This window comes from Porphyrobacter sp. AAP82 (genome assembly GCF_000331285.1).
GTDB lineage: Bacteria > Pseudomonadota > Alphaproteobacteria > Sphingomonadales > Sphingomonadaceae > Erythrobacter.
In genome coordinates this window covers 1-12,320 of record NZ_ANFX01000049.1, presented here as the reverse complement: position 1 = coordinate 12,320, position 12,320 = coordinate 1, and the positions used below count along the sequence as shown (strand labels likewise).

The following is a 12,320-nucleotide window of genomic DNA, read 5'->3' as shown; positions in this document are numbered from 1 at the left end:
ATCGTCTGTCCTTCCTTCAGGCCAGACTCTAATCGCTCGTGGAGGAAAATCAGGGGGTCACGTCAATTGCCATTGGCGTCGTAGCAGAACGCAATGTTCCCGGCGCTCTCATACTGGTTGAGACCGTTTGTACTGTAGGGGCGCGCGAGGGGAGTGTGGTCAGGGCAGTTCGATGACTCCATGCCCAGGCACAGAGTCGCACGCTAATTTGACGACGTACTCTGACCACACGCTGCGGCGACTTGTGGTCAGTTTTCCAGGGGCAGAGAACCCGCCGAGATTTCGGCACGAGAACAGGCTCGGAACGCCGTCTCTGGCACACTTCTGAGGGTTTCGAGGCCCGGAAAGGCGCAGAACCGCGCGCTTTCTCAGCGTGTCTCGGAAAAGAAAAATCCTTGCAAAACAAGGAGTTAATGTTTGGTGCGGTCGAGAAGACTCGAACTTCCACGGGCTTTCGCCCACAACGACCTCAACGTTGCGCGTCTACCAGTTCCGCCACGACCGCACTCGGGTTTGCCGGGGGAGCAGGCTGCTCGCCCCGCGGTAGGAGCGCGCCCCTAGCAAGGGGTCTGCCCATGCGCAAGCACTTTGAAGCAAGGGTTGCTGCGGGGCGGGCAAGGCGACCGTCAGCGGTGCGCCCAGCCGATCGCGGCGCCCGCGGCACCGGGGGGAATATCGGCGATCGCCTCGGTCACGGTGACGGTCTCGCCCGGGGCGAGGCGGCGCTTGGAGGGGACGATCGGCCAATCCCCGATCGGGCGGTCGCGCCGGTCGGAGAACACCACCAGCAGCGTGGGCACATCGAGGCTCTCGCTCGCGGTGTTGCTGATCGTGCCGCGCACCTGGAAGATTTCCTCGCCGGTCGGGAGGGTCTCTTTCTTCTGCGCGGGGATCGGGAAATCGAGCGTCAGGCCTGGCCGCCCGATCCCGAAGGTGGCGCGCTGGAGCGGGAGCCATTCGGGCAGGCCGTAATAATTGACCGCGACCGCCGTGCCGCCGGCCAGCAGCGCGAAGATGATCGCCGCCAGCGTCCACATCCGCAAGGGATTGCGCCGCCGCGTGAAGGGCGCGCGGTAATCGAACTGCGAGCCGTCGTCCGCCTCGCCGTCTTCATCGTTGCGATAGGCGGTATCGTCGCCCAGCGGCGGATCGGCGTAGTCGTCCTCGGGCAGGGCCGGATCGGGGAAGGAGGGGAGCGGCGCGGGCGCGGGCTCCGGCTCGGGCGGCGGCGCGCGGCGCGAAGGGGGCGGAGGCGGGGCGGCGGCTTCGCCCCGAGCGCTCATCCCGCGGCGCAGGGCGCGCATCGTGAGCGAGGCGGCGGCATCGTCGCCGACAGGGGCGCTGCCTGCTGCGCCGGCAGCCGCGTCAGGCGTGCGCCAGTGGCTGATCGAGGGGCCCTCGCGCGGCTGTTCGGGGGAGGGCGCGGGGGCGGGTTCGGGCGCGGCGCGCTGCACGGGCGGCGGCGGCGGCGGGGGAGCCGGGACAGGATCGGGCTCGCGCAGCGGGGGCGCGGTCTGCTGCGATGGTGCCTGAGCGGGTTGGGCCTGAGCGGGTCGGGGTGCCGCCCCGGCCGGAGCCGCAGTCGGGGCCGCAGCCTTGGCCGCAGCCTCGGGCGGGTCCTGATACCAGCTGTGCTTGCACTTGGCGCAGCGCACGGTGCGCCCCCCGCTGCCGATGGCAGCATCGGGCACCGCATAGCGGGTGCCGCAGGCTGGGCAGGCGATGATCATATTAAACCCGGCATTAGTCCTCGTGCCCTTTCGCACAAGAGGATGTGCGGTGCACCCCCGCATTTACCTGCTGTTTTCCACATTGCGGGGGCTAAATCGCCGTTCCCCGGCCCTGGCGGATGATCTGCGGCTTTTCCGGCCCGCGCCGCACTGATAGGTGCGCATCCATGAGCGACAATCTCGCCGGCCATGTGAAATTCGACAATGTCGGGCTGCGCTACGGCACCGATCCCGAGGTGCTGAGCAACCTGTCCTTCACGCTCTACCCCGGCAGCTTCTACTTCCTGACCGGCGCGAGCGGGGCGGGCAAGACCAGCCTGCTGAAGATGCTCTACCTCGCGCAGGCGCCCTCGCGCGGGGCGATCCGGATGTTCGGGCAGGATCTCGTCACCATGCCGCGCAGCCGCCTGCCCGAACTGCGGCGGCGGCTGGGGGTGGTGTTCCAGAACTTCCGCCTCGTCCCCTATCTCACCGCCTTCGACAATGTCGCCCTGCCGCTGCGCCTTGCGGGCACGGAGGAGAAGAAGGTCCAGCGCGCGGTCGGCGACATGCTCGACTGGGTGGGCCTCGCGCACCGCGCCCATGCCGTGCCGCCGAGCCTGTCGGGGGGCGAACAGCAGCGCGTCGCCATCGCCCGCGCGGTGATCGCGCGGCCCAGGATGCTGATCGCCGACGAGCCGACCGGCAACGTCGATCCGGACATGGCGCTGAAGCTGCTGCGGTTGTTCGAGGCGCTCAACAACCGCGTCGGCACCACGGTGGTGGTCGCGACCCACGATGTCCATCTGCTCAAGAAGGTCCCGGATTCGCTGATCATGCGGCTCCACAAGGGCCACCTTTCCGATCCCACCGGCGCGCTGCGCTATCCGCCCCGGCCGGGCGGGAGCACGCCTTCGGGGAGCGGGGCGACATGAGCAGCCTCCCCCCGCTCCCCGCCGAAGCCGAGGAGGGCGACCCCGCGCCCGAACGCCCGCGCGGGCGCGCTGCGGCGCGGCTGCTGCCGCCGCAGCGGCTCACCGGGCCGGTCCCCTGGGTGATCGCGATCCTCATCGCGCTGGTCGTCATCACCGCGGCCGGCGGCCTTGCGCTGCGCAACCTCGGCGCCGCCGCGAGCGCGGGCCTGTCGAGCGCGCTCAGCGTGCAGGTGATCGAGCCCAACCCCGATCTGCGCGGCGAGCGGACCGCCGCGGCGGTCAAGGTGCTCACCGCGCTCCCCGGCGTGACTGCGGTGCGCGCGGTGCCCGAGGCCGAACTGGTGGCGATGCTCGAGCCATGGCTCGGCGCAGGGGCCTCCAGCGGCGACGTGCCGATCCCGGCGCTGATCGACGTCGAACTCGCCGGCAGCGCGGGCCCCGCCGAAGTCGCGCGGATCGCGGCCGCGGTGCAGACGGCGGTGCCGGGCGCGCGGGTCGATGCGCAGGGCGATTTCCTGCGCCCCGTCAACGCTGCGCTGGCCGCGCTGCAATGGCTGGCCCTCGCGCTGGTCGCCCTCGTCGCGCTGGCGACCGCAGCTGCGGTGTGGCTCGCCGCGCGCAACGCCTTTGCCGGCGCGCGCGATACGGTCGAGATCATGCACCTGCTCGGTGCCAGCCAGCGTCAGATCACCGCGGTGTTCCTGCGCGACGTGCTGCGCGAGGCGCTGGCCGGCGCGGCGCTCGGCGCGGGGCTGGGCGTCGGGGCGGTATGGCTGCTCGGCCAACAATTCGCGCAGCTGGGCAGCGGCATGGTGAGCGGCGGCGGCCTGATGCTGGCCGACTGGCTGGTGATCGGCGCGGTTCCGCTGGCAGGCGTGCTGCTGGCGGGCCTGACCGCGCGCATCACCATTGCGCTTGCCCTCAGGGACATGCTCTAGGGCCGACATGACCACCCTGCGCCGCCTGCTGTCCCTCCTGTTCCTTGTCTGGGCGATCGGCTTCCTGTGGTTCGTCGTCGCCCTGCCCAAGCCTTCGGACGGGGTGAAGACCGATGCGGTGATCGTCCCCACCGGCGGCCCCGGGCGGATCGCGCGCGGGCTTGCCGTGCTCGACCGCGGCCTTGCCAGGCGGATGCTGGTGAGCGGGGTCGACAAGGAGGTCCGCCCGCAGGAATTCGCCGCCGAATTCGGGGTATCCCCGCGCACCATGGCGTGCTGCGTGACGCTCGGCTTTGCCGCGGTCGATACCCGCTCCAACGCTGCCGAGACCGCCAAGTGGGTGGCGCAGAACGAGGTCCGCAGCTTGCGGCTCGTCACCACCGACTGGCACATGCGCCGCGCCGCCGGAGAGCTTGACCGCACCCTCCCGCCGCATGTCACCGTGGTGCGCGACGCGGTGCCCTCGCAGCCCGATCTGGGCACCCTGTTCCTCGAATATCACAAGCTGATCGCGAGCCGCGCGGCAGGCATGGCCGACCTTTGAGAATGCTCCTTTCGGCCCTGCGCAGCCTTGCCTTCTATGCGCTGTTCTATGGCGGCAGCGTCTTTCTGGTGAGCGCCTCGGCGCTGGCGGTGACCGCAAGGCCTGCATCGCTGGGCGGGATCGTGCGGCGCTGGGGCGCATGGCACCTGTGGTGCGTCGAGCATGTCCTTGGCATCGAAGTGGTGCTCGAGGGCGCGCTGCCGCAGGGCCCCGTCCTGATCGCGGTCAAGCACGAGGCCTTCTTCGAGGCGATCGACACCCCGCGCCTGTTCGCCCACCCTGCGGTCTTCGCCAAGCAGGAGCTGTTCCGCATCCCCGGCTGGGGCTATTCGGCGCTGGTATACGGCCTCATCCCCGTCGCGCGCGAGGAAGGCGCCAAGACCCTGCGCCAGATGATCGGACACGCGAAGCAGCGCGTGGAGGAGGGCCGCCCGCTGGTGATCTTTCCGGAGGGCACCCGCGTCCCGGTCGGCACACGGCCGCCGCTTCAGGCCGGGTTCGCCGGGCTCTACAAGCTGCTGCGCCTGCCCGTGGTGCCGATCGCGGTCGATAGCGGGCGGCTCTACCACGGCCTCGTCAAGCGCCCGGGGCGGATCACCTACAAGGTCGGCGAGACCATCCCCGCCGGCCTCCCCCGCGAGGACATCGAGGCGCGGGTGCATGCGGCGATCAATGCGTTGAACAGGTAGCGGGCGGGACAGTCCGGAACGGATGCGATTTTAATCGTATCGCAACGAAGGAAGTCCTAACCTTGGTGCGTTGGGGGATCGAAGGGGGCACCTGACATGGAACTGACGGCTGAAAACAGGGACGAGGCGGCAGCACACGGCGCCGCCGATCAGGATGCGCGCGCGGCGCCAGTCCCCGCACCTGCTTGCGCTCCTGCACTCGGCGTCGCGCAAGCCAGGGCCCTTGCGGCCGGCACGCTGGCGCTGGCGGCTGCGGCCTGCGGCGGCGGGGGGAGCACCGGCGGCGGCGGCCCTCCGGTGGCGACGGTGCGCAAGCCTCAGAGCGATGCCGAAGCGGCGCGGTTTCTGCTGCAAGCCTCGCTCTCTGCCTCGACCGCTGCGATCGCCGAAGTGCGCAGCGAAGGGTTTGGCCCGTGGCTCGATCGCCAGTTTGCCGCGTCCAGCAGCCAGACCGCCCGCAACTTCCTGGCCGACCGCGGCTTTGACCGGGTCGATGCCAACCGCCACTATATTTTCGCGAACGCCGGCGATTACATGATCTGGTCCCAACTGCTGTCGGGCGGCGATTCGGTTCGCAAGCGGATTGCCTTTGCGCTGTCGGAATTCTTCGTGGTGTCGCTGGCTGGCATCGACCTGATCTGGCGCGGTCCGGCGATCGGCGAATACTGGGATATTCTCAACCGCCACGCCTCCGGCAATTTCCGTGACCTGTTGCAGGACATTACCCTGAACCCGGCAATGGGTGTGTTTCTCAACACTCGCGGCAATCGCGCCGCTGACGGGCGCGGCCGGGTGCCGGACGAGAATTACGCGCGTGAAGTGATGCAGCTGTTCACCATCGGGCTGTTCGAACTGAACCCCGATGGCACCAACCGGCTCGTGAACGGCAAGCCGGTTGAAACCTACACCAGCGAAGACGTTTCCGGGCTGGCAAGGGTTTTCACTGGATATGACTTCGATCAGGCTGGCCTTGCCTCCACGGACGGGGGGCCGGGCATAGGCCGGGTTCCCGATCCCGAATACGCCCGTCGCCCGATGACCGCCGATCCGACCCGCTGGGCGCCAGCGCGCACCATCGGTTTCCATTCAGCCGAAGCCAAGACCTTCCTCGGCCTTACCATCCCGGCTGGAACCGGCGCGGCTGAGAGCTTGCGGCTGGCGCTCGACCACCTGTTCAACCACCCCAACGTGGGGCCGTTCTTTGCCCGCCAGATGATCCAGCGGCTGGTGACCAGCAACCCCTCGCCCGCCTATGTCGGACGGGTTGCGGCGGTGTTCGCCAACAATGGCCAGGGGCGGCGCGGCGATCTGGCGGCGGTGTTCAAGGCGATCCTCACCGATAACGAGGCGCTCGATCCGGCGGGTATCGCCAACCCCAATTTCGGCAAGCTGCGTGAACCGGTGCTGCGCTATGCCCAGTTCGCCCGCACCTTCGGCGCGCGTTCGACCTCGGGCAACTGGCTGGTGCTCGATCTCGGCAGTCAGGCGACCGGCCTCGGCCAGAGCCCGCTGCGCAGCCCTTCGGTGTTCAACTTCTTCCGCCCGGGATACTTCCCGCCCAACACCGAAACCGCCAATCGCGGCCTGCTTGCGCCCGAGTTCCAGCTGGTCAACGATACCTCGGTCGCAGGCTGGGTCAACTTCGTCGAACGCGCAGTCCAGGGCGGCCGCACGCCGGTCGCCGACGTCACGCTCGACTACGCGGCCGAGATCGCCATCGCCCAGGACAGCGCGGCGCTGCTCGACCGGCTCGATCTGCTGCTGACCGGCCGCCAGCTCACCCAGGGCGTGCGCGACACGATCCGCGTCGCGATGGACGATGTGACCATCACCGCCACATCGACCAACGCCGAAAAGCTGCGGCGGGTGCTGATCGGCGTGGTGCTGATCCTCGCCTCGACCGATTATCTCATCCAGAAATAGGGCTTGGGGGCGCACATATGTTCATCGGCAAGAGCATCGAAATCGAACGGCGCGCCTTCCTGCGGCGGTCGGCCCAGCTGGCGATGATGGGGGGCGCGGCCTCCTATGCGCTCGACCTGGCCGGCCTTGCCGAGGCGGCGGCCTTCAGCAATGGCGGCGGCTACAAGGCGCTGGTCTGCGTGTTCCTGTACGGCGGGAACGACTACGCCAACACGCTGATCCCCTTCGATGCGGTCAATTACGGCCGCTATGCCGCGATCCGGGGCACGGCCGGTTCGGAAGCGGCATCGGGCATCGCGCTCGCCCGCAGCGCGCTGGCCAATACGGTGCTTGCCACCCCGTCCGACCAGCGGCTGACCGATGACATCACCTATGCGCTGGCCCCCACCATGCCGCGCATGAAGGCGCTGTTCGATGCGGGCGCGATGGCCCCGCTGCTCAATGTCGGGCCGCTGATCCAGCCGCTGACCCGCGCCCAGTATGATGCGGGCGTGGTGCCGCGCCCGGCCAAGCTGTTCTCGCACAATGACCAGCAATCGACCTGGCAGAGCTCGCAGCCCGAAGGCTCGCGCACCGGATGGGGCGGGCGGATGGGCGACCTGGCGCTGACCTCGAACACCAATTCGATGTTCACCGCGATCAGTGCCACCGGCAACGCGGTGTTCCTGAGCGGGCAGACGGCGGTGCCCTATCAGGTCTCGTCCAGCGGCGCGACGCTCTTCAACCCCTTGCAGAACGGGCGGCTGTTCAACTCCGCCGCCGCCTCGCAGGCGCTCGGCACCCTGCTGCGCAGCGCATCGGGCAATGTCCTTGCCGCCGACTATGCGCAGGCGAACAGCCGCTCGATCCAGTACGGCACCTTCGTCAACGATGCGCTGAACAGCGTGACGGTCAACACCAGCTTCGGCAGCGGCAACCGGCTGGCCGACCAGCTGCGGGTGGTGGCCCGGCTGATCGCCGCGCGCGGGCGGCTGGGGGTGACGCGGCAGGTGTTCCTCGTCTCGCTCGGCGGGTTCGACAACCACGACGGGTTGATCGGCACGCATGACGGGCTGCTCGCCCAGGTCGATCTCGCGATGGACGCCTTCTACCGCGCCACGGTGGAGCTGGGCGTGGCCAACAACGTCACCACCTTCACCGCCTCGGATTTCGGGCGCACGCTGTCATCGAACGGCGATGGCTCCGATCACGGCTGGGGGGCGCATCATTTCATCGTCGGCGGCGCCGTGCGCGGCGGACGGTTCTATGGCCGCGCGCCGCAGGTCTCGGTCACCGGCAACGATCAGGTCGGGCAAGGGCGGCTGCTGCCTGCGGTCTCGGTCGACGAGCTGTCCTCGACGCTGGGCCTGTGGTTCGGGGTCGCGCCGTCCGAACTGCCTTCGGTCGCGCCCAATATCGGACGTTTCGCCTCGCCGGACCTTGGCTTCATGCAGGCGGCGCAGACGGCGGCAGCGGTGGCGGCGAAGTAGGATCCGGGGCGGCCCTGCGCCGCCAAACTGCGCGCTTTCCTACTCCTTGGCGGCCTGTCATTGTGGTGCGCATGGCCCGCCGCGATCCCCTGCCTGCCCATGTTGCAGCCCTGCCCTCGGGCACTGCGCGCCGGGCGCACTTTTCCGCGCCAGGACAGTGTCTCATGTGTCTCCTACAGCCGCGCGGGTGAGCGGGGCCGGGGGCCTCACTTGTTGACCCGTCCGAAGTCGGGGCGCTCGTCGTCCTGGCCCTGTTCGATGACCGCGCGGCGGATCGCGCGGGTGCGGGTGAAGAGGTCGAACAGGGTGTCGCCGTCGCCCGAACGGATCGCCCGCTGGAGCGCGGTGAGGTCCTCGGTGAAGCGGCCGAGCATCTCGAGCACCGCGCCGCGGTTGGTGAGGAACACGTCGCGCCACATCACCGGGTCGGAGGCGGCGATGCGGGTGAAGTCGCGGAAGCCGCCCGCGGAGTACTTGATGACCTCGCTCTGGGTCACGTCCTCGAGATCGGAGGCGGTGCCGACGATGGTGTAGGCGATGAGGTGCGGGATGTGGCTGGTGACGGCAAGGACGAGGTCGTGGTGGGCGGCGTCCATCAGCTCGACCCTCGAGCCGAGCGCTGTCCAGAAGGCGGAGAGCGCCTCGAGCGCGGCGGGATCGCAGGCATCGGGCGGGGTGATGATGCACCAGCGCCCGGCGAACAGGGTGGCAAAGCCGGCATCCGGACCGGACTGCTCGGTGCCCGCCACGGGGTGGGCGGGGATGACGGTGGCGCCCGGCAGGGCCTCGGCCAGCGCCTCGGCGACCGCGGCCTTGGACGAGCCGACGTCGCTGACGATGGCGTGGGGGGCAAGGCCGGGGGCGATGGCGCGGGCGGCATCGGCCATCGCGCCGACGGGCACGCACAGGATCACGAGGTCGGCGCCCTGGACGGCGGCCTCGGCGGTCTCGTGGACAGTCCCGACCAGCCCCCGCTCGGCGGCGCGCTGGCGGACGGCGGGGTCGCGGTCCCAGCCGGCGGTGGTGACGGCCAGCCCGCGCGCCGTGACGGCGAGCCCGATCGAGCCGCCGAGCAGGCCGAGACCGATGATGGCGAGGTGCCGGATGGTCATGCCGCCGCCTCGCCGCACAGCTTGCGGAGCGCGGCGATGACGTCGGTGGTCGCCGCGGTGGTGCCGATGGTGATGCGCAGGGCATTGGGGAGCCCCTGCGAGGGCAGGTGGCGCACCGCGTACCCGGCCTCGGCCAGCGCGGCGAGTGCGGCGCCGGCGGTGACCTCGCCCTCGAAGTGGACGAGGAGGAAGTTGGCCTCGCTGGGTGAGGCCGAGATGCCGTGGTTGCCCAGCGCCGCGATGGCACCGGCGAGGCGGGCACGCTCGCGGGCGTTGTGCTCGCGGGCGGCGGCGACGAAGCCCTGGTCGGACATCGCGGCAGCAGCGGCCTTCTGCCCGCTCACCGAGACGTTGAACGCGCCCCTCAGGCGGTTGACGAGATCGACGAGGTGCGCCGGGCCGGTCGCCCAGCCGACCCGCTCGGAGGCAAGGCCATAGGCCTTGGAGAAGGTGCGGCTGACCAGCACGTTCCCGTGCGCCTTGGCGAGGGCGAAGGCGTGGGTCTGGAAGGCGGGATCGACATACTCGGCATAGGCCTCGTCGATCACCAGCAGCACGTCGGCGGGGAGCCCTGCGTGGAGGCGGGCGACCTCAGCGGGGGGGAGGAAGGTGCCGACCGGGTTGTTGGGGTTGTCGAGCAGCACCACCCGGGTGCGTTCGGTGACGGCGGCAAGCAGGCGGTCGACGCTCGCCCCGTAGCCCTCGGGGTCGGCGAAGACCGGGACCGCGCCGACCTTCTGCGCGAGCAGCGGGTAAAGCGAGAAGGAGTAGCGCGACATGAGCACCTCGTCCCCCGGCCCTGCCAGCGCCTGCACCGCACAGTGCAGCAGCTCGCCCGAGCCCGTGCCGCACACGATCAGCGCGGGGTCGAGGCTGTGGACGACGGCAATCGCCTCGCGCAGCGCCCGGGCATCGGGATCGGGGTAGTCGGCCGCGACATGCGCCTCGGCCAAAGCGGCGAGCGCGGCAGGCGAGGAGCCCAGCGGGTTCTCGTTCGCCGACAGCTTGACCAGCGGCCGGCCCGAAGCCGACTTCGACGTGCCGGGGACATAGGCGCGGATCGCGGCGATCCAGGGCTTGGGTTCGGGCTTCAGCATGGGACGAGCGCGATAGCCAGTTTGCCTGTGCGAATACAGCGCGAAAACGCGTGGCGCCCCCGGGCGCGATTGACATGCGCGGGGGGCTCCCCCAATTCGCGGATCGCCCATGAACCCAGCCCCGCCTGTCTCGCCGGTCTACCGCATCCCCCAACCCCTCCCGCTCGACAGCGGACAGGTGCTGGAGGCGTGCGAGATCGCTTACGAGACCTATGGCACGCTCGGCGCCGACAAGGGCAACGCCGTGCTGGTGTGCCACGCGCTGACCGGCGACCAGTATCTGGCGAGCCCGCACCCGATCACCGGCAAGCCCGGCTGGTGGGAGCGGATGGTCGGCCCGGGGAGGCCCATCGACACCGACCGGCACTTCGTGATCTGCGCCAACGTCATCGGCAGCTGCATGGGATCGAGCGGCCCTGCCAGCCTCGCGGCCGACAGCCAGCCTTACGCGATGCGCTTCCCCGTCATCACCATTCGCGACATGGTGCGGGGGCTGGTGGCGCTGCTCGATGGCCTCGGGATCGAACGCCTGCACGCCGTCGTCGGCGGGTCGATGGGCGGGATGCAGGCGCTGAGCCTTGCCGCCAACTGGCCGACCCGCGCCGCGCGGGTGCTGGTGATCGCCTCCACGGCCCGCCACTCGGCACAGAACATCGCCTTCCACGAGGTCGGGCGGCAGGCGATCATGGCCGACCCTGCGTGGGCCGAGGGCGACTATTACGACGCCCTTTCAAAGCCCGACAACGGCCTCGCCGTGGCGCGGATGGCGGCGCATATCACCTACCTTTCCGAAGCGGGCCTTACCGAGAAGTTCGGCCGCCGCTTGCAGGACCGTGAGGCCAAGGGGTTCAACTTCGACGCCGAGTTCCAGGTGGAAAGCTACCTCAGGTATCAGGGCAGCGGCTTCACCCGCCGCTTCGATGCCAACTCCTACCTCTATATCACCCGTGCGATGGATTACTTCGACATCGCCGAGGAACACGGCGGCAAGCTCGCCAATGCCTTCCGCGGCACCGAGGCGCGGTTCTGCATCGTCAGCTTCGATACCGACTGGCTCTACCCCACCGCCGAAAGCCGCCACGTGGTCCACGCGCTCAACGCGGCGGGCGCGAAGGTGAGCTTCGTGGAGCTTTCCGCCCCGCACGGGCACGATTCCTTTCTGCTCGAACACGACCAGCTCGACCGTGTGGTGAAGGGGTTCGTCGAATGACGCGCCCTTCGAATTCTCTCCGCCCCGACCTCGCCGCGATCGCCGCCCATGTCGCGCCCGGTAGCCGGGTGCTCGACATCGGCTGCGGGGACGGGGCGCTGATGGCCGAGCTGGAGGCGACCAGCGGCTGCGATGCGCGGGGGATGGAGCTTGACGGGGCGCTGGTGGAACGCTGCGTGTCGCGTGGTCTTTCGGTGGTGCAGGGCGATGCGAACCTCGACCTTGCCAACTACCCCGACAAGGCCTTCGACTACGCGATCCTCAGCCAGACCTTGCAGACCGCGACGCGGCCCGACCTGATGCTCGACGAGCTGCTGCGCGTGGGCCGCCGGGCCTTCGTCTCGTTCCCCAACTTCGCCCACTGGCGGACCCGCGCGGCGTTGCTGTTCGGGGGCAAAATGCCGGTCACCCGCGCGCTGCCGGTGAGCTGGTACGAAACCCAGAACATCCACCACGTCACGGTCGAGGACTTCCGCGATCTCGCCCGGATGAAGGGCGCCAGGGTGGAGCGCGCATGGTTCTTCTCGAACGGGAAACAGATCGGCGCGCCAGCAGCGAACTGGCGCGCCGAGTTTGCGGTGTTCGAATTAAGTCGTTAGTTTTCGGCCACCTTCGGTGGCGCAGACCCCCCGCCCCGCCTCCCCACCCGGCCACCATAACATAGTGGTACTATTGGTGGCCGGGTGGGGAGGCG

11 protein-coding genes and 1 tRNA gene are annotated in these 12,320 nt (G+C 69.5%); 8 read left to right on the top strand and 4 right to left on the bottom strand.

Features of this window, described 5'->3' with window-relative positions:
• Nucleotides 1-418: 418 nt before the first annotated feature.
• Nucleotides 419-505, bottom strand: a tRNA-Leu gene (locus D620_RS0113845).
• A gap of 121 nt (nt 506-626) precedes the next feature.
• Entirely contained in the window at nt 627-1,730 is a 1,104-nt protein-coding gene (locus tag D620_RS16690) for a zinc-ribbon domain-containing protein (RefSeq protein ID WP_017666411.1), read from the bottom strand.
• A 167-nt stretch (nt 1,731-1,897) separates the two neighbouring features.
• Between D620_RS16690 and ftsE the strand changes: the two genes are divergently transcribed.
• The 6 genes from ftsE (at nt 1,898) to D620_RS0113810 (ending at nt 8,207) form a co-directional block, all read left to right on the top strand.
• The gene (gene ftsE, locus D620_RS0113835) at nt 1,898-2,644 is read left to right on the top strand and encodes a cell division ATP-binding protein FtsE (RefSeq protein ID WP_017666410.1); all 747 of its coding nucleotides are present in this window, start codon (nt 1,898-1,900) and stop codon (nt 2,642-2,644) included.
• Nucleotides 2,641-3,582: a cell division protein FtsX gene (locus D620_RS0113830; protein WP_017666409.1), complete on the top strand. Its 942-nt coding sequence runs from the start codon at nt 2,641-2,643 to the stop codon at nt 3,580-3,582. Before ftsE ends, D620_RS0113830 begins: the two co-directional genes overlap by 4 nt.
• 7 nt (nt 3,583-3,589) lie before the next feature.
• A complete protein-coding gene (locus D620_RS0113825) occupies nt 3,590-4,126 on the top strand; it encodes a YdcF family protein (RefSeq protein ID WP_017666408.1) in 537 nt (178 codons plus the stop codon).
• 2 nt (nt 4,127-4,128) lie between these two features.
• Nucleotides 4,129-4,815, top strand: a complete 687-nt coding sequence (locus tag D620_RS0113820; RefSeq protein ID WP_017666407.1) for a lysophospholipid acyltransferase family protein — start codon at nt 4,129-4,131, stop codon at nt 4,813-4,815.
• 96 nt (nt 4,816-4,911) lie between these two features.
• Nucleotides 4,912-6,738, top strand: coding sequence for a DUF1800 domain-containing protein (locus D620_RS0113815; RefSeq protein WP_017666406.1), 1,827 nt, complete (start codon nt 4,912-4,914; stop codon nt 6,736-6,738).
• Between the two features lie 17 nt (nt 6,739-6,755).
• A complete protein-coding gene (locus D620_RS0113810) occupies nt 6,756-8,207 on the top strand; it encodes a DUF1501 domain-containing protein (RefSeq protein WP_017666405.1) in 1,452 nt (483 codons plus the stop codon).
• Between the two features lie 206 nt (nt 8,208-8,413).
• Here the strand turns inward: D620_RS0113810 and D620_RS0113805 are convergent, their stop codons facing one another.
• Nucleotides 8,414-9,319: a prephenate/arogenate dehydrogenase family protein gene (locus tag D620_RS0113805; protein WP_017666404.1), complete on the bottom strand. Its 906-nt coding sequence runs from the start codon at nt 9,317-9,319 to the stop codon at nt 8,414-8,416.
• Complete coding sequence (locus D620_RS0113800; protein ID WP_017666403.1) at nt 9,316-10,416, bottom strand: pyridoxal phosphate-dependent aminotransferase; 1,101 nt, start codon at nt 10,414-10,416, stop codon at nt 9,316-9,318. The genes D620_RS0113805 and D620_RS0113800 overlap by 4 nt, the downstream gene beginning before the upstream one ends.
• A 109-nt stretch (nt 10,417-10,525) precedes the next feature.
• Here D620_RS0113800 and metX point away from each other — a divergent pair, with 109 nt between their 5' ends.
• Together metX and metW are read left to right on the top strand one after the other, a co-directional pair.
• Nucleotides 10,526-11,626, top strand: coding sequence for a homoserine O-acetyltransferase MetX (gene metX, locus D620_RS0113795; protein WP_017666402.1), 1,101 nt, complete (start codon nt 10,526-10,528; stop codon nt 11,624-11,626).
• Nucleotides 11,623-12,225, top strand: coding sequence for a methionine biosynthesis protein MetW (gene metW / locus D620_RS0113790; RefSeq protein WP_017666401.1), 603 nt, complete (start codon nt 11,623-11,625; stop codon nt 12,223-12,225). The genes metX and metW overlap by 4 nt, the downstream gene beginning before the upstream one ends.
• Nucleotides 12,226-12,320 lie beyond the last annotated feature (95 nt).

Coding starts and splice junctions, on each gene's coding strand:
- D620_RS0113805 (WP_017666404.1), bottom strand. CDS start 9,319: ATGACCATCCGGCACCTCGCCATCATCGGTCTCGGCCTGCTCGGCGGC.
- D620_RS0113810 (WP_017666405.1), top strand. CDS start 6,756: ATGTTCATCGGCAAGAGCATCGAAATCGAACGGCGCGCCTTCCTGCGG.
- D620_RS0113820 (WP_017666407.1), top strand. CDS start 4,129: ATGCTCCTTTCGGCCCTGCGCAGCCTTGCCTTCTATGCGCTGTTCTAT.
- metW (WP_017666401.1), top strand. CDS start 11,623: ATGACGCGCCCTTCGAATTCTCTCCGCCCCGACCTCGCCGCGATCGCC.
- ftsE (WP_017666410.1), top strand. CDS start 1,898: ATGAGCGACAATCTCGCCGGCCATGTGAAATTCGACAATGTCGGGCTG.
- D620_RS0113825 (WP_017666408.1), top strand. CDS start 3,590: ATGACCACCCTGCGCCGCCTGCTGTCCCTCCTGTTCCTTGTCTGGGCG.
- metX (WP_017666402.1), top strand. CDS start 10,526: ATGAACCCAGCCCCGCCTGTCTCGCCGGTCTACCGCATCCCCCAACCC.
- D620_RS0113830 (WP_017666409.1), top strand. CDS start 2,641: ATGAGCAGCCTCCCCCCGCTCCCCGCCGAAGCCGAGGAGGGCGACCCC.
- D620_RS0113800 (WP_017666403.1), bottom strand. CDS start 10,416: ATGCTGAAGCCCGAACCCAAGCCCTGGATCGCCGCGATCCGCGCCTAT.
- D620_RS16690 (WP_017666411.1), bottom strand. CDS start 1,730: ATGATCATCGCCTGCCCAGCCTGCGGCACCCGCTATGCGGTGCCCGAT.
- D620_RS0113815 (WP_017666406.1), top strand. CDS start 4,912: ATGGAACTGACGGCTGAAAACAGGGACGAGGCGGCAGCACACGGCGCC.